Raw genomic sequence first — 17,928 nt, forward strand, 5'->3', positions numbered from 1 at the left:
AATCTAAAAACCTGGCAGTCAGTCCAGGTGGTTGGGAATGAAATCGAACTGGTGGCCAGTTACTGAGTGAGCGGCCAGAAGTGGACATAGTAGTACAGTATTGGAGCGTTAAAGAGCAAACTATCCAGGCGGTCAAGCAGCCCTCCGTGGCCGGGAATAATGGCGGCGGCATCTTTCGTTCCTGATCCCCGTTTGAGCAGTGATTCATACAGGTCGCCAAGCTGTCCGACAATATTCATCACAATGGCCAGGGCAATGGCGTGGGTGAGGGGAAGCTGGGGAAAAAACCAGAATCGAGCCAGCAGGGCAAACCCGATGCTTCCAACAATCCCGCCGCACGAGCCTTCAATGGTTTTTCCAGGGCTGATCGTGGGGGCGAGTTTATGACGGCCAAGCGCCCGACCCGTAAAATAGGCAAAAGTATCGCCCGCCATAATCACCATAAAAAACAGTGATAAAAGCTGACTTCCGATGCGAGGTGGCGAAACCAATTTGAGGCGGATCAGAAAACTGGCCAGAAATCCAACATACAACACGCCAAACAGGGTCGTGGCGTGTGAAACCAGCACTTTCTGAAAGTCCTCAGTGGTTTTCGACGTCAGAATTGACCAGATCATCATCAGTGTGAGCGATGTGCCGATCGTGATCAAGAACCAGTCCGAACCCGGTTGATTGAAGAAAAAGAGCCCTTCGATGACCAGCAACGCTCCAAATCCCGCCGGTCGCACCGGGGAAAAGCCAATTTTCTCAACCAGGAGGAAAAATTCATGCAGCCCGAGCAGCGTTGTCACCAGCACCAGGCCGCCAAAAAAATAAGGTGAGCCAAGCCAGATGCTCCAAAAGAGCAGGGGGAGTGCGATCAGACCCGCTACGACACGTTGTTGAAGATTGGTCATGATGGAGTCCTGGCCTGTCCGTGATCAAATCAGGCCAATGCTGGTTTCTTTTGGTTGACTGCTTCGACACCACCAAACCGACGATCCCGATTTTGGAATGAAAGAATGGCTTCAAACAGGTGTGGTCGGCGAAAATCAGGCCACAGGGTGTCGGTAATCACAATTTCGGTATAGGCCAGTTGCCAGAGGAGAAAGTTGCTCAGGCGCATTTCGCCGCTGGTTCGAATCAGTAAATCCGGATCCGAGCCAGTGTACAAATGACGGGCAATATCGGCCTCGGTCATGCTTTGGGGCGACCGTCCGGTAAGCTGGCATTCCGTGGCCAGGGCCCGGAAGGCATCGGTGAGTTCCGCCCGCCCACTATAATTAAAGGCAATATTAAGCACGAGCCCGGTTTTGTGGTGTAACGTCTGCTCGGCTTTCTGAATATCGCGCAGCAAACTGGACTCGATTTCATGGAGTCGGCCAATAAAGCGTAACCGAACGTTGTTGCGATCAAGCAGATCAATTTCTTTCTGGAGACATTCGCGCAGCAGTTTCCAGAGCATGTCAATTTCAAATCGTGGGCGACGCCAGTTTTCCGTGGAGAAGGTATAGAGCGTCAGGGTCGTAATTCCAAGTCGCGCACAGGTTTCGACAATTTCACGAACCGACTCGATCCCTGCCGGGTGACCCATGACCCGAGGTTTTCCCTGGCGTTTGGCCCAGCGTCCATTGCCGTCCATGATGATGGCAATGTGTGAGGGCATCCGGTGCGGATCAAGCTGGGAGAGCAATGCTTCATCCCGTGATCCAGTTTCAATAAGTCCCTCAAAATTAAACATGATGGTTTGATCGTCCGGCAAAATTCTTGATCCCAAAGCATCCTGGTCAGGCAAGACTGGCTGATCAAGGCTTCAAAGGTATGAAGTAAATGGATAAGTGACAGATTCAGGAGACGAGGCAGGTAGATTCGGTGACTGCTAAAGTGGCCGAGTCTAGTAGTCCACCCGAACCAGAGTCAACCCTTTTGCTGGCGCCGTTGTGATTTGCGCAGTTCTTTGACCCGTCAGCACATCGGAAACCATCGAGGCCGGGTACCGATTGGTTCCAACATCAATCAGCAGACCGGTCATCCGCCGCACCATATACTTTAAAAAACCATTGCCCGAAAACTCCAGACTGATCACCTGGTCAGACAGAGTCTGCCAGGAAACGTCAAATATGGTGCGGATATGGGAGTTGACCTCACAGTCAGCCACCGTGAACGGGGTAAAATCAAACGTACCAATGAAAGAGTGAGCTGCCGTCTGCATCGCATCCCAGTTGATGGAGATGGGGACCGAAACCGCATAGCGATACCAGAAGGGGCTGACAACTCGTCCGGGCCAGAAGCGGTAGGCATAGACTTTTTGGCGAGCCGACCGTCGGGCATGAAAATCAGGTTCACACCGGGAAACTGATCGAACCCGAATGTCAGGTGGCAACTGGGTATTGAGGGCGGCCTGCCAGCGTTCGGGCGGCAATTCTTTGAGCACATCACAATGAATTACCTGACCAAGCGCGTGAACCCCAGCATCGGTTCGGCCTGCGGCGTGGATGGTGACTGGATTCCCCTGGATCGTTTCAAACGCCTGGGCCAAGGCTCCCTGGATTGAAGGACGCCCAGGCTGAATTTGCCAGCCATGGAACCGTGTACCGTCATACTCAATGATTGATTTTAAGCGATGCATTTCATTACAGGGGATACAGCAAACTCGAAGGGAACTGATATGTACTTTACCGAAAATTCCAAGACATTTTAACCACGAAAACCACGAAAAATACGAAAAGAATCAAATACTTACCAAATTCAATAGCTCAGGGAACTTACGACAGGGTACTTCCCATTTTAGAAGGATCCCATCGTGCGAGCAAGAGGCTAAATTGTTGATAAAATTGTATTTCCATTAGCCCTGAGCCCCAAATGGGTAAGTACCTTGTCATAAGTTTCCTAAGATATTGGATTGGGTAAGTGTTTGATTCTTTTCGTGTAGTTCGTGTGTTTCGTGGTTAAAATGTCTGGAAATTTTCGGTAAGGTACTTATGATATCGGGAATTACAACCGCTGGCCGAAAGAACCCGACCTGGCCGTCCAGGCCAGTTTTTCATTCACCAGGGGAGACAGGCCATCGCCACCTGGCGGCAGGTGAGGTTCGAGGATAAACCCTCTCGGAAAGCGATGGATTTCAGCGGGAGAAACTCTTTTGCTTTTTCCCGGTCCTCCTTTTGCCATTATGGGCAGATTTTTGATAATGTACCCTACCATCCTCACTGATTTACCTGCTTATCAAAAAATAACCACGATTCAGTCTGTTGAGCAGACCGTTTTTGGCGACGAATCCAGGTCTGAACTCCAGAATGAACATGCTTGTTTGGCTGTCACCACTTACCCGTTGGCCTGAATCACGAAAACACAAAGCACTTATCCCCCGCTTTATGAACCAGGGTGAATTTTTTAATTACGGAAGGATCGAGAAATCATGAGGTGCCCTCGGTGTTATGCGGATGTGCCACCTGCCGCACTCACGTGTGTCAAATGTGGTTTTAAAACCCCAGCAGGCCGGCGGGCTGAAGGGACCCGAAAACGGAGTCCCAACGTCGATGATCCACCCTGGCGGATGAAACTCAATGCCGTTCTCCGCAGGCTTCCCCATTATGAGAAACTCAATACCATTCGGGTCAATCAGCACGTTGGCATTGTCGTACTGGTTCTGATGATCGGTGGCCTTGGCCTTTGGGCAGCCAAAGTGGTTTTTCATGTGTGTTTTACCTGTGCCAAAGTTGAAGGCGTCTATGAAGGCTCACTGAATTTAACGAATGGAGGCACGGCCAACGTCACCATCCATTTATCGCGATATGGCGAAAATGTTGTCGGTTCCGCGCTGGTTCAGTTTTCTTCTCCAACCCAGGCTGGTCTGGCCCGGCTCTCTATCCCGCTTATTAGTGATGACTTTCACGGGAACTCAATTCGCTTAAAAACCAAGGATGGCGCTGCCAATCTCTTTTCATTTGACGGTGTTTTAACCAGTAATGGACTGCAGGGAGAAGCCGAATTAACCTGCTTTCATCCACGGGCAGAAGCCAAAGCGAATGATTTTGCCGCCACCCGCTCCAGTAAGGATTGAGAGTTGAGGGATATCAGTGCCAGGAGAGGAAAATGGACCGATCAACGTGCCGGCAACGGTTGCTGTCCCGACTGAGCAGGTAAAACACCTCGAAATCTTCAGCCATAAGTCCGATCCCGGAACAGATGCGCGGAATCTTTTGACAAGCAGATTTCTTTTCCTTTAAGTTTCTGGAAGAAAAGCTGTTGTTTATGATTGTTGATCACGTTTGAGTTTGTTTGGGAATGGGGGAATGCATGAAATCAAAGGTATATGTCACTTTCGGTGCGGTCATTTTAATGGCAACGATCAGTGGCGGATGGTGGTTTGATCATCATCAGTCAGCAATTGCCGAGGCGAACAGTGGAAAATCTGAAGCCACCAGTTTAAGTCGCATCGTTCGGACATTTTCCGAAGCCCAGGAGGTGATCAATCAACATTATGTTGAAGAAGTCACGGCGGATGAGATGACCAAAACCTCGATCCAGGGCATGTTGCGAACCCTCGATCCACATTCTAACTATTTTGACACAAAAGAATTTCAAAAAATCCAAAGTGAACAACGGGGACAGTTTTACGGAATTGGTGTTTCCATCAATCGCCGCAATAACCGGGTGTTCATTTTGGCAACAATTGAAAATACACCTGCGGTCAAAGCGGGACTTCGGTATGGCGATGCCATTCTGGCTGTGAATGGCAAATCGGCCCTTGAGTGGACGACCGATCAGGTCATGGACGAAGTTCGAGGGCCGCAAGGCGAACCAGTTGAAGTGACGGTTGAACGAGTTGGGGTTCCAAAGCCGTTGACCTTTAAAATCATTCGCGATGCTGTCCCGCTACCATCAATCCGCCACCATTTCATGATTCGGCCTGGGATTGGGTATGTTGCTTTATTACAAGGATTTACCCATACAACTGAGGATGAATTACGGGTGGCATTGCAGGATCTGCAGGCTCAGGGGATGCGCTCGCTCATCCTGGATTTGCGTGGCAACCCGGGAGGTCTGTTGAACCAGGCGATTAAAGTCGCCAGTGCGTTTCTTCCAGAGGACCTCACGATTCTTTCCCAGAAGGGACGACCTGGGAATGAAGACGCTGAATTTCGCGAATACCGATCTGAAAATGATCGCCCCAATCAAAGCGCCCTGGTGGTATTAATCAATCGCGGGTCGGCTTCAGCCTCTGAGATTGTGGCTGGTGCCATTCAGGACCATGACCGGGGGTTGATTGTTGGGGAACAAAGCTTTGGGAAAGGATTGGTTCAGACCGTCTTTAAACTGCCGTTCGGGTCGGCGCTGACGCTGACCACCGCCAAGTACTACACTCCAAGTGGCCGGTGTATCCAACGGCAATATTCTGGCGGAGCACTCTATGACTATTACGCCCACCAGCCCGGAACAACTCAGCCGCTTGGACAGGCGCTTTCGACCGATATGGGCCGCAAAGTGTATGGTGGCGGAGGCATTACCCCCGATGTTGAAGAAAAAGAGCAAACGTTGACTCCGGTTCAAGCCCAATTGTTTGGCGCCACATTTGAATTCACGCGTCAATTGATTGGAGGCCAAATCCAGGGTTTCCCGCAATTTCGAGTCACGCAAACCCAGTATCATCACACGTTGCGGGATGAGGATTATGTGGTGACGGACAAGGTTCTAACAGCATTTCGAACTTTTCTGCACACCAGCCCGGACTATAAGTTTTTGACCGATGCCCAGGTCACTGAAAACAGTAAGTATTTGCGTAATCTGGTTCGGGAACAGGTTGTGACGGCTGCCTATGGTACTGAGGCCGGGATGGAAGTGCGGTTGCAAACCGATGCGCAAACCCAAAAGGCCATTGAAACCATTCCTCAAGCGCGAGAACTGGCCCAACGTGCCCAGGTCGCCCGAGGCGGCAGAACGATGGTCGAATAAAGCCGGTTTTCCAAATCCGAAACGGCTTTCTGGAAGTCGAGAAAAGAGAGATGAACCATCTCTCTTTTTTTATGGTGTTTAGTTCGTCTGATAATTATTAATATGAGCTTTGACGGATGGCGTGGAAGTGACTCCAGAGTTCGTTTCACCAGCTCAAGTGTGGCGCTATTGGAGGCATAAGCGCCAGGATAAGGGTTTGAGGCCCGCAGGGTCGTCGTTGAATAGCCGTGGTGCGAAGCCCACGGTCACGGCCAGGACGAAACCCAAACCCAACAAGAACGTCATTCAATACCAACGGAAAGGGCACGGGCTTTTTTATCCTGGCGCTTATGGCTATTGTAGGCTGTCGGTTGAAATTGGATTGGAGCGGCGAGTCACCCCAGATAGGCAGATTCGGTTTTTTGAGATACACTGCCACCTGGCTCATCACTGACAATTGCCCCACAGTCTGCCCATCGTCATCCTGCTCAGATAATTTAAACTGCCAAACCAACAATGCGATTTGTTCTGGTGTTTTGCGATCAATGGTATTTTGTGTGGTTGATCAGATTTGGTCTGACCCTTGGCGTTCTTTTGTTGACCGGTACCCATACTCAAGCACAACCGGCACTTCGATTTGAACACATAAGAGAGGGGCAGGGATTGACCAGTGGTGCCGTTCGGTGTCTGGCACAGGATTCGGTTGGTTTTTTGTGGATCGGAACTGAACGAGGCGTCTTCCGATATGATGGGATAACCTTTAAGTACTATCCATTGCACTCAACACCGCTTGAACCAAATGTCACAATCAATTGTATATTGGCTGATCAGACGGGGGGACTTTGGGTCGGCAGTCAGCGCGAAGGGCTCTTTGTCTATAACCGAGCCGGCGATAGGTTCGTCAAATTCGACACTTTGACACAGGTCAGTTTGAAAGATCAGATTCTCTCCATTTTTCAAGATTCCTCCCAGCGGATATGGATTGGAACCAGGCGGGGATTGGTGAGATATGATCTCGAAACCAGGTCGGAGAAGTTCTTTCAGGTCGTTCAGAACGAATCCTGGCCTGTTCGGGCAATTGCCGAGGACTCGCAAAAAAGAGTGTGGGTTGCCACCAGTGAGGGATTGTTTCAGTTTGACCCCAACCTCGGAACATTTCATCCGCACGATGTATGGTTGACGTCAACCCAGCGAGTCCAGGAAATCAACCGGCTGTGTTTTCACCCCGCCGGGTTTCTGTTTGTGGGAACTCGGGACGGGCTGTGGTCTGTGAAAACTGATTCAGGCGATCTCAAGACAACCGTGGTTGATCAGGTGAACCAGACGGCACTGATTCAACCCTGTAATATCACCAGCCTGCTGGTCTTGAATCAGAACACGCTCCTGGTGGGTGGGCAGGATAACGGACTGGCTCAGGTAGATGCTGAAACCGGGACGACTCAATGGATTACACATGATGACCGAATTCCTGAAAGCCTCTCCGGCAACAGTGTCACGGCTTTGCTGCGTGATCGGTTTGGGGTGTTATGGGTTGGGAACGGGGTGACTGGATTGGACAAACATTCGGCCTACAAAAATGTGTTTCGTCTGTATCAAAACAATCCATTTGATGAACAAACCATCAGTGGAAATTATATTCGCGGCATTTGTGAAGATCGCGAAGGGTTCATCTGGGTATGCACTCAGTTTAACGGCTTAAATCGCATTGACCTTCAAACTGGTGACATCACCCGCTTTACCCAGCCCGAAGTCAAAGGCTCAGTTGGTGATAATCGCTTATTTGCCATTTGCGAGGACCGCCGGGGAACGTTGTGGGTGGGTATGGCCGGTCCGAAGGGGTTACACACGTTCAATCGTCGAACCCGGCGGTTTGAACTCTCTTCGTTGATTCCATCCAATACCATTGTTTTTGCGTTGTATGAGGATTTTCAGGAAAATCTCTGGGCCGGCACCAGTGGGGGGTTATATCAAATTTATCCAAATCGCCGGCAATCCCGTCTGTACCGACAAGAGTTTGGGTTTCAGCCCAGCCACTTTATGGATGTCCAGTCGGTGATGGAGGACCGTCAGCACCGGCTGTGGATCGGGCTGGATGGTGATTTGATTCGGTATAATCCGACAACAGGTGAGGTGATCCACTATGCTCAGCAGCTCAAAATCAATCAAACCGGAATCCTGGTCGGGTGCATTCGTGAGGATTCACAGGGCCGGATCTGGATCGCCACCAAGGGGGCGGGCATATTTTGCCATGACCCAATTCAGGACCGATTCGAACAGTTCACCACCCACGATGGGCTCCCGCATAATGTGACCTACGCTGTTTTGGAAGATCTGCAGGGGAGATATTGGATCAGTACCGACAATGGAATTGCCCGGTTCGATCCAGTTCAGCGGCAATTTGTGTTGTTTGGGCCCGAACATGGTTTGCAGGGAAAGGAATTTAACCGGGGTGCTTACTGCCGAACACGGTCAGGGGTGATGTTCTTCGGTGGTACAAATGGACTGAATCAGTTTACCCCAGGCTCAATCCAGCCCAATCCTTCAATCCCGCCAGTCGTCGTGAGTCAGGTTCTCGTCAATGGAATACCACTTCCAGTGAATGACTCAGTCACGCTTGGGGATACCCAGAATACAGTTGGGTTTGAATTTGCGGTCCTGGATTTTAACGCCCCAGAGCTTAACCGATATTCAATTCAATTGGAGGGTGTCAATCAGGATTGGGTTGAGGTCAAGGGACGGCCCCAGGTCATGTATGGAAACCTGCTTCCTGGGACATACTGGTTCCGGGTGAAGGGGGCCAATAGCAGCGGAGTTTGGAATGAGCAGGGCGCCGCGATTCGGATCGTGATCCCACCTCCCTGGTGGCGAACGTCGTGGGCCTATGGCGGCTACCTGGTTTTGATTGGCGGCGGCCTCTCGCTCTTTGGGTGGATGGTTCGATTTCGAGCGGCAACCCAACTTCAACTCCGGGAAGCAACGGCTCTGGCCAGGGCGGCCACGGCGGAACGGGAAGTAGCGCGAGCCCGGGCTGAGGCGGCTGAAATTCAAAAGAAGGCCATTGAAACCGAAAATCTTCAGCGAGGGGAGACCGAAGCCGCGATTCGCAGCAAAAACGAGGAGTTAGGCCGGTTGGTTGAGCAGTTAAAGCGCTCAGAGCGTCAGGCAATTGAAGCCAAAGAAGAAGCGGTCCGGGCCAGCCGGGCCAAATCGGAATTTCTGGCCAATATGAGCCACGAAATCCGCACCCCCATGAATGCCATCCTGGGCATGGCCCAACTGTTGTCTCATTCAACCCTGACGTCACACCAGCGGGAATATGCCCAAATCATTCAATCAAGTACCGATTCGTTGCTGACCATTCTCAATGACATCCTGGACTTCTCCAAAATCGAAGCCGGCGCCATTGAACTCGAAGCCGTGCCGTTTGATCTGGTCGGGTGTATTGAAGACGTCGTTAAGGTTTTTGCGCAACCAGTACGGAGTAAAGGGGTTGAGTTGCGAAAGCGAATTGATCCAGGGCTTCCAGCTCAGGTGTATGGTGATCCAGGTCGAATCCGCCAAATTCTCCTGAACCTGATCGGAAATGCCGTAAAGTTCACCCATCAGGGCTGGATTGAGATCGCGGTGGAGCTTGATCCAGAAACTGGTTCACCGTCAAACTCCATCCGATTTAAAGTCCAGGATACCGGAATTGGGATTCCGGCTGATCGGCGGGATCGATTATTTAAATCGTTTAGCCAGGTGGATGCTTCAACCACCCGGAAGTACGGCGGAACCGGGCTTGGTCTGGCGATCAGCAGCCGGCTGGTGGCATTGATGGGCGGGCAGATTCAGGTGGAGAGCACGGTTGGAAAAGGCTCTACGTTTCGCTTTACTTTGCCATTCACCCTCCCTTCCACATCTCAGGTGACATCTCTCGGAAAGGGATCACTTTCGGAAGTCGCACCCGGTTCGGTTCACCCCCTCAAAATCTTGCTGGTTGAAGACAACCAGATTAATCAGAAAGTAGCCTTACGCCTCCTTGAAAAACTCGGCTATCGAGCCGATGTCGCCATCAATGGTCGGGAAGCCTGCCATCGGGTTGAACAATGTGACTATGACCTGCTGTTGATGGATATCCAGATGCCGGAAATGGACGGCTTAGAAGCTACCCGCTGGATTCGGAGTCGAAGGTGGAAGCCCCAACCCTGGATTGTCGCCATGACGGCAAATGCCTTTCACCAGGACCGGGAAGCCTGTTTTGAAGCGGGCATGAATGGAGTCGTGGTCAAGCCAGTTCGAATTGAGGAACTGGAGGCGATGCTGGTTCAAGTTCCACACCACCAGGAATCGTACCAGGGCGATTCACCAGTGATGGTGTTGCAACCGGAAGTGTTAGAGCGGATTTCCGTGATATTTGATAGCCAGTTTGCGGAAATCCTCAATCAGCGGTTGGGTGAAATCGAGGCCCATGTCAACGTGATGGAACAAGCCATTGAGGCTGGTGAGCGTGAGGTATTGCTTCGAGAAGCCCAGCTTGTCAAAAATAAAAGTGGGATTTTGGGGGCTGAGCGACTCGCTGAGTGGTGCAGCCGGTTTGAACCAGAGCAAAGTCTTCACGTTCAGCGTGAGCTCTGGCAGCGCTTATCCCAGGAAGTTGCGGTACTGGAAGAGGAACTCCAGGTCTGGCTTCGAACTCGAAAAAACAGAAATGTGGACCTGGTGACTGATGAAAGGTAAAAGCCACCAAAAGCCGTGCGGTGACTACCCCATCCCCCACCGCCGATCTTTTTGATCTCATCAGGGAACTGGATTTGAACAACAGGCAGTGGTTAAAAAAATCTTGCCCTTTGGTTTCATACAATTAGCCACATTTTACAAAGTTTACAGATTATAATGCTTGACAGGGGGGGTGCCAGACGTATTCTCACTCACCCTTTTAGAAAGGTTACAGCCATTAACGAATTCCGACCCAGTTCCGTGACGGTTACACCTCGCACCAGATGCGAAACCGGCTGGGTTCACTCTGGTACTTTTCCCAGGCCAGATACTTTTGAAATTCGGAGTTTTTTTGAGCGAAGAATGCCGCTTTACGGCGGTTTCATCTTTACAAATCAAACAACTTGAGTTGTATCAAGACCTTAACCAACAAGGAAAAAGTTCAGAGTTGCTGCCTTTAGGCGGGTTTTGTATTCCAACTTTGGTCTGAAGAGCATAAGCGCCAGGATAAGAAAGCCCGTGCTCTTTCCGGTGGCATTCAATGATGTTCTTGTCGGGTTTGGGTCTCGTTGCGGGCCGGGTCCGTGGGCCTCGCACCACGGCTATTACACAATGACCCTGCGGGCCTCAACGCTTATCCTGGCGCTTATGGGTCTAAAGGGACACTAGACCCCCTGAAGGCGGAATTCTGAACCATTGTTCCTGCTTCTATCAGATTTTGTGTTGGAGATGAATCAGAAACACCGACGAGTCAGTACCACCCGCGTCAGTGGGTGGGTCTGCCGGTTCTCCAACCCCACCCGCTCACGCAGGTGGTACTGACAAGTCCTTTATTTTCAATATTGTTCAAACACGACAGACCAGGTACGGACCGTCTCGCAAACTCTCCGTGCCTGACCTGGTCGTGATGCTTTCAACTGTTACAAAGAAAGGAAGACGAACCTACCATGTTTGGCTCCTCTGGTACAAGTGTGCGTTTGTATCGGCGGCGGCTTCCGGTCATGTTTTTGGCCGTGCTGCTTGCCAGTCTTCAACTCTCGATGGGCCTGCCCTGGCGGGTACTGGCCAACGCCAACGACGAAACCGCCAAACCCACCTCGACGCCACCTCCGACGCCGAAGGTCGTGACGGTCAACAAAACCGTGCCGAAGGTCGAACCGCCTCCCGCGACTCCAGTCTTTTCCAAAGTCCCCACTTCGACTGAAATCACTCGCGCCCGGGTCTTTAACGAACCCTTGATTCCGTTCGGCAGCGCCGACAAATCCCGCGAAGCCCAGGAAAACCTGGTCCTCGCCCAAACGATTACCGACTACCTCACGCAGGACGACTGGCACGACGTCTCCCGCTTTGAAGCCTTCCTGACGCAATTCCCAATGTCCGTCTGGCGGGTGTCGCTGCTGACCAACATGGGCTTTGCCTATCGCTATTCCGGCTATTTCCAGAAAGCCCTCGATACCTGGGAGCAAGCCTGGAAACTCGGCCAACACGACACCAACCCTGATGCCCAGGCGATTGCCCACCAGGCGGTGGCCCAACTCGCCGAACTCCAGGCCCGACTGGGCCGCTATGAACAACTCGAACCCCTCTTCGCCGAACTCAAAGGCCGGAATATCCGTGGTTCCGTGGCCGAAACCCTCAACCTGGCTCACGAAGGGTTATGGATTATGGGCAAAGAGCCGGGTATTGCCTTCCGCTGCGGTCCCTATGCCTTAACCAAAGTCTGCAGCTTGAATCAGATCAATTCCAACCAACCGAAACTGCTGAATTTTGTCTCCACCCGCCAGGGAACGTCCCTGGCGCAAATTGCCCGGATTGCCAAAGAAGTTGGGTTGAAGTATCACGCCGCCCGGCGAACCAGTGCCGATGCCCCGATTCCCGTTCCGTCGGTCGTCCACTGGAATGTCGGCCACTTTGCCGCCCTGACCCACCGGGTTGTGGACCAAACCGGCCAATCCCGGTATGTCATTCAGGACCCGACCTTTGGCACGGATGTGCTGGTTTCCGAAGCCGCCCTCAAGGTTGAAGCCAGCGGGTATTTCCTGATTCCCAAGGAAATTGACTTCCAGGGATGGGAGTCAGTCACTGAATCAGAAGCCGCCACGGTTTGGGGACGTGGACTAACCCGCTATTTTGATGCTGACCGCACAACCTGCCCGGCTCCCATGGCACAGGAAAGCTGCGGCACCTGTCCAGGAATGCCACGGTATAATTTTCACCTGGCCCTGGTTAATCTCAATTTGAAGGATACGCCGGTCGGCTATTCGCCACCACGCGGCCCATCCGTTGATTTTACCCTGACCTATAACCACCGTGAGGTCACCCAACCCGCCTCGTTTACTTTTTCCAACCTGGGAAATCTGTGGATGCACAACTGGCTGGCCTATGCCCAGGAGGATTCCGGTAACCCGCTTTCGGTTCAACTCTATGAGCGTGGTGGTGGACGTGAAACCTTCACGCTGACTCAAGCCACCCAATCCGGAATTGGGTTCTGGAGCCAATCAAAGTTGACCAGATTACCAGCCAATGCCGGTTTTGAACGCTTGATGCCGGGTGGTGGGAAGGAACTCTATACAACTTCAGACAATGGGGCCAACCCACGCTTTTTCCTGAAGAAAATCATTGACCCTCAAGGGAATGAAGTCGGCCTGAGTTATGACGCTTCCATGCGTTTGGTGAGCATTGCCGATGCCATCGGGCAGGTCACAACCTTGAGTTACGAGCATCCGACCGATTCGCTCAAAATCACCAAAGTGACCGATCCGTTCGGACGCTTTGCGACATTTAACTACAATGCTTCACTTCAACTTTCCAGCATTACGGATGTGATCAACCTGACGACGACGTTTACCTACGGCGCCTCGGATTTTATCTCCGCGATGCAAACCCCATATGGCCCAACCACCTTTGAAGCCGGCCAGATGTTTGATGGAGATCCGAATTTACCAGGACGGCGATGGGTGCAGGCAACCGACCCGGTGGGAGACACCGAACGGCTGGAATTCTGGCATGGCGCACCAGATGGCCTTGACCTGCCATTTGAGTCAACCACGATTCCTGGGATTGATACCAGTGACTTGTTTGTTCATTTCCGGGATCGGAGCAGCTACTATTTTGACAAGAAAGCGTGGAGTGAAGCCCAAAACCTGCCAAATGCCGACAAATATGACAAAGCTGAAATCATCCAATGGTTACGATTCGACGACCATCTCACGGTGTCGAGCGTGATGTACTCTCAGAAAAAACCACTCGAAAACCGGGTCTGGTACAACTACCCCGGTCAAACCCTTTCAGATACGCTGGGGAGTTCACGCAATCCATCCCGGAGTGGTCGGCTGGTGAATTCCAACCCGTTGTCAACGGTGGACTTAACCCAACTTTATCAGTATGAGTACAATGAATATGGCCACCTGACGAAAATGATTGACCCGTTCAAGCCGGGTGCCAGTCAAGGCCGGCGGACGCGGTATGTGTATGCCGCCAACGGAATTGACTTGCTGGAAGTGTATCAGGGAACGGAAGGCGAGCCGCTCGCCAATGATGACCTGACGGCGAGCTACACCTACAACAGTCAGCATCTGCCGTTGACGATGATGAATGCAGCAAAACAAACAACCACTTATACTTACAATGGTTTCGGGCAAATGCTGACGGCCACGAATGCCAAAAACGAAACCACGACCAATGTCTATGATTCCAATGGGTATCTGACCAGTACAACCGGGCCGGTGACGGGTTCGACGACGACGTACACCTATGATGGGTATGGCCGGGTGCGGACCGTGACGGATTCGGACGGCTACACGGTGACGACCGACTATGACAACCTGGATCGCCCGACACGGGTGACCTATCCAGACACAACCTACCAGGAAATGACCTATGACAAACTGGACCTGATTCGGGTGAGGGATCGGTTGGGCCGGATCACGGAAACAACCTACGACGCGGTACAACGGGTGACGTCAGTCAAAGACCCGCTCAACCGGATCACGACCTTCAACTGGTGCAACTGCGGCGGGTTGTATCAGATGACGGATGCCAAAAACCAGACGACGACCTGGAATCGGGATGTGCAGGGGCGGGTGACGAGCAAGATGCTCTTTGACAACAAAATGACCCAGTACCAGTATGACGAAGCCGGGCGGGTCAAGCAGATGACGGATGCCAAAAACCGGACGACCATCTACCGATATTTTCTTGACAACAATCTGTATGAGGTGGATTATCCATCTACACTCCCAACTGCACCGGATGTGATTTACAGTTATGCGCCGAACTATAATCGGGTGATCCGGATCGAGGACGACAACGGATACTGGATCGTGTATCAGCATCACCCGGTGACAAGCGGGGGCCAGCTTGGGGCGACCCAGGTGAAGGAAGAACGAACGCAACAAGGGTCGGTGTTTTTTGACTATGACCAGCTAGGCCGGGTTACGACCCGGACGGTGGAGGGCGTGGCGGAAACGATGACCTATGACACCTTGGGAAGGATGACAAGGGTGGTGAATGCATTGGGAACGTTTGATTATGGGTTTGACGAAGTGACGGGACGGGTGACCCAGGTGACCGGACCGAACAACCTGACCTCGACCTTCAGCTATTTCGGCAACAACGACGACCGGCGGTTGCAGACAATTCTGAATAAAAAAGGCACCACAACCCTTGATCGACACGACTACACCTATGACGACGAGGGGCGGATGCTGACCTGGAATCAAGGGTTTGCAACCGCTGATGCGATCACCTACGACCTGGCGGACCAACTCAAGACCTATTCCAAAGTCAACAGCAGCGGAGGCCCGACGCTGCATACCTACAACTATGACACCGCAGGCAACCGTACCGACGAAAACATTGCGCCTGGGACGAAGAATTTCACCTACAACAACGTCAACCAGATGCTGACCAGCCAGGTCGGGTCGGGAACGATCAAAAACTATGTCCATGACAACAACGGCAACCTGACTGGGGACGGAACGCGGACCTACGAATACAACGATAGGAATGATTTGACGGCAATTGTCGAAGGGACGAAACGGTTTGAATTCACCTACGACGGACTTGGCCGGCGGTACAAGATGGTGTATAAGACCAACGGGGTGACGACCTTTACCCGGCGCTTTATCTGGTGTGGAGCGCAACCGTGCTACGAACAGTACAACACAGCGGGTCAACCAGGAGCGACCAAACGGTACTTCGCCCAGGGAGTGCTGGAGGGAAGCGACAAGTACTTCTACATGCGCGACCATCTGGGAAGCGTGCGGGAAGTGATGAAAAACAACAACACGACGGTGGAAGCGAGGTACGACTACGACCCGTGGGGGAGACAGACGCAAGTGACGGGGACACGGGTGTTTGACATCGGGTATGCGGGCTACATGGTGTTTGCGCCAACAGGGACGAACATCAAACTCAACCTGACCTGGTATCGGGCGTACAGCCCAGAACTGGGCCGGTGGTTGAGTAGGGATCCGATTGGGGAGAAAGGAGGAATCAACCTTTATGGATATGTAAATAACCGTCCAATTACCCTAAAAGATTCAAAGGGTTTATGTGAGGATGACTGCTGTAAAAAAGACATACAGAAAATGTATGAGATATATCTGGAAGCTTTACAGTTGATGGATTATCACTTTTCCCGTGACCCCAATCCTCTTATTAACTTTTCGCACTTTATAGCAGGGGAACTTGCCGGGTACAATATGAAAAACTCCTGTGACGATCAAGCTGGGTACGTGATTATCCGTTTGAGCCAACAAACATATTGTAAGAAATGGGATTTTCAAAAAGTCAACTTTTCGATAGATCTCCCTGTTGTTGGTACGGCAACCCCTCATGTAATTGCAAAAGCAAGTTCACCAGGATGCGAAACTGTATATTTTGATCCACTGATGTTTGGATCATTTTGGGGTGATCTGGGTCATAAAGTTCAGGATACTGGAAAGGTTGTTAAATAACATCAATTCTTCGCTTGAAACAACCTATAGTGGTTTTTAGTTGAACAGAGTACGAAAAGTTCTTGAATTCAAATCATTTCCAGAGCAGATCCATTATCTGTTCACTCAAGAATTGCTATAACCCAAACTGGTTTTAAGCTTGCAAAACGGGTAACACAATTCAAGCCACAGGCGAAGCGAATGTTAGCGAGTAGAGTCAAGGGTAGCCAATCAGTTGGAGAGAGTGAACTGTGTTGATTGGATCGATGACTAAGGATTTTGGTTTGGTATTTTCATCCAGGGATGATGCCCCCTTAGCTTTGCTTCAAAATAACTTATCGTTCCTCTGTCTCAGAAGACTGTATCGAACTAAATCTTTGTTTCAAAAGAACTTTCGCTCGGTCCAGCGGAGGGTTCATTCACTTCACGTTTATTAGGTACGGATATTTTCAGTTCAAAGTGCTTAACTCAAATCGCCAAGTTATTTTGAAGCAAAGCCTTAGGGGCAATGGCATCAAGTTAAGCAACTATCCCTCACCTGGGAACGCAGGCGTCTCACCCGCAATCGGTTGTAATTGAAAGGCAAGCGGGCGGATGCCTGCGCTCCCATCCTTAACTTATAGCAGTTCTCATATGAACAAAATACAAGAGATCCTTGAATTCAAATGACTTCCAGAGCATATCTGTTATTTGTTCATTCAAGAATTGCTATAATGCCATTGCCCTTAGGGGTCGTTAAAAAACAACTTTTTAGGAGCGCAGGCATCTTGCCTGTATCTTCCTGCTTATGGAGGGCGAGACGCTGTGCTCCCAGAAACTTATTTTTTAAGGCTCCCTTAGAATTAACCCCTTCGGTTCGCCCAAATTTTCAGCAAATTATTGATTCTGAAAGCCTGAAAAAAACAAGCGAGCCAAGGGTGAACGTTCGGTTCCACAAGAAATACCAAAGAGTCATTATTGTCGCCTTTTGGGGGTTCTTGAGGTTTCCGAGGTCTACTAACGTGTAACCAAGTCTCCAAAGAGGACATAGAGATGAAAAAGGGTATTGCTATAGGGTTGATTACTACAGGAATTATCATATTTTTAATTTTATTACCTGGTTTCTTGACCAGATCAACATCAAGGAATGAGTTTGAAGCGTCAATGGCTTTAATTGAAATATTTAGGGCTGAAATGGCATTCAAAGCCTATTGTGGAGGGAAGTACACAACTTTAGATCAATTGATCAAGACAGGGTTAGTTAGAGCGTGTCGCAGAACGGATCTTTGGAAAGAAAAGAAAACAGGGATAAGAGACTTGAAAAAGAAAGACGGTATAGGGTTTCCTAAGGAAATATGAAAAACCGAGAGGAAACCCATGACCGAACCAAAGAAGTGTA

At 50.8% G+C, this 17,928-nt stretch carries 9 protein-coding genes; 5 read left to right on the forward strand and 4 right to left on the reverse strand.

Features of this window, described 5'->3' with window-relative positions; genetic code table 11:
• Positions 1 to 59: 59 nt before the first annotated feature.
• The 4 genes from HY774_01350 to HY774_01365 all read right to left on the reverse strand — a co-directional run bounded on the left by HY774_01350 (position 60) and on the right by HY774_01365 (position 3,150).
• Positions 60 to 896, reverse strand: coding sequence for a phosphatidate cytidylyltransferase (locus tag HY774_01350; GenBank protein MBI4747108.1), 837 nt, complete (start codon positions 894 to 896; stop codon positions 60 to 62).
• A 29-nt stretch (positions 897 to 925) separates the two neighbouring features.
• The gene (locus HY774_01355) at positions 926 to 1,720 is read right to left on the reverse strand and encodes an isoprenyl transferase (GenBank protein MBI4747109.1); all 795 of its coding nucleotides are present in this window, start codon (positions 1,718 to 1,720) and stop codon (positions 926 to 928) included.
• Between the two features lie 153 nt (positions 1,721 to 1,873).
• Positions 1,874 to 2,608, reverse strand: coding sequence for a tRNA pseudouridine(38-40) synthase TruA (truA, locus tag HY774_01360; protein ID MBI4747110.1), 735 nt, complete (start codon positions 2,606 to 2,608; stop codon positions 1,874 to 1,876).
• Between the two features lie 365 nt (positions 2,609 to 2,973).
• A complete protein-coding gene (locus HY774_01365) occupies positions 2,974 to 3,150 on the reverse strand; it encodes a hypothetical protein (protein MBI4747111.1) in 177 nt (58 codons plus the stop codon).
• 247 nt (positions 3,151 to 3,397) lie between these two features.
• Between HY774_01365 and HY774_01370 the strand changes: the two genes are divergently transcribed.
• The 5 genes from HY774_01370 (at position 3,398) to HY774_01390 (ending at position 17,888) form a co-directional block, all read left to right on the forward strand.
• A complete protein-coding gene (locus HY774_01370; protein ID MBI4747112.1) occupies positions 3,398 to 4,042 on the forward strand; it encodes a hypothetical protein in 645 nt (214 codons plus the stop codon).
• Between the two features lie 236 nt (positions 4,043 to 4,278).
• Entirely contained in the window at positions 4,279 to 5,934 is a 1,656-nt protein-coding gene (locus HY774_01375) for a S41 family peptidase (protein MBI4747113.1), read from the forward strand.
• A gap of 495 nt (positions 5,935 to 6,429) precedes the next feature.
• Positions 6,430 to 10,632 carry a response regulator gene (locus tag HY774_01380; GenBank protein MBI4747114.1) on the forward strand — a complete coding sequence of 1,401 codons (4,203 nt, stop codon included), beginning with the start codon at positions 6,430 to 6,432 and terminating at the stop codon, positions 10,630 to 10,632.
• A 926-nt stretch (positions 10,633 to 11,558) separates the two neighbouring features.
• Positions 11,559 to 16,571 carry a hypothetical protein gene (locus HY774_01385; GenBank protein ID MBI4747115.1) on the forward strand — a complete coding sequence of 1,671 codons (5,013 nt, stop codon included), beginning with the start codon at positions 11,559 to 11,561 and terminating at the stop codon, positions 16,569 to 16,571.
• A gap of 1,011 nt (positions 16,572 to 17,582) precedes the next feature.
• Positions 17,583 to 17,888: a hypothetical protein gene (locus HY774_01390; protein ID MBI4747116.1), complete on the forward strand. Its 306-nt coding sequence runs from the start codon at positions 17,583 to 17,585 to the stop codon at positions 17,886 to 17,888.
• The last annotated feature ends 40 nt before the right edge of the window (positions 17,889 to 17,928 follow it).

The sequence above is a fragment of the Acidobacteriota bacterium genome (assembly GCA_016208495.1).
GTDB lineage: Bacteria > Acidobacteriota > Blastocatellia > Chloracidobacteriales > Chloracidobacteriaceae > JACQXX01.

Excerpts from the sequence above, each read along its gene's own strand:
- HY774_01350 (MBI4747108.1), bottom strand. The coding sequence starts at position 896 with ATGACCAATCTTCAACAACGTGTCGTAGCGGGTCTGATCGCACTCCCC.
- HY774_01355 (MBI4747109.1), bottom strand. The coding sequence starts at position 1,720 with ATGTTTAATTTTGAGGGACTTATTGAAACTGGATCACGGGATGAAGCA.
- truA (MBI4747110.1), bottom strand. The coding sequence starts at position 2,608 with ATGCATCGCTTAAAATCAATCATTGAGTATGACGGTACACGGTTCCAT.
- HY774_01365 (MBI4747111.1), bottom strand. The coding sequence starts at position 3,150 with ATGGCAAAAGGAGGACCGGGAAAAAGCAAAAGAGTTTCTCCCGCTGAA.
- HY774_01370 (MBI4747112.1), top strand. The coding sequence starts at position 3,398 with ATGAGGTGCCCTCGGTGTTATGCGGATGTGCCACCTGCCGCACTCACG.
- HY774_01375 (MBI4747113.1), top strand. The coding sequence starts at position 4,279 with ATGAAATCAAAGGTATATGTCACTTTCGGTGCGGTCATTTTAATGGCA.
- HY774_01380 (MBI4747114.1), top strand. The coding sequence starts at position 6,430 with ATGCGATTTGTTCTGGTGTTTTGCGATCAATGGTATTTTGTGTGGTTG.
- HY774_01385 (MBI4747115.1), top strand. The coding sequence starts at position 11,559 with ATGTTTGGCTCCTCTGGTACAAGTGTGCGTTTGTATCGGCGGCGGCTT.
- HY774_01390 (MBI4747116.1), top strand. The coding sequence starts at position 17,583 with ATGAAAAAGGGTATTGCTATAGGGTTGATTACTACAGGAATTATCATA.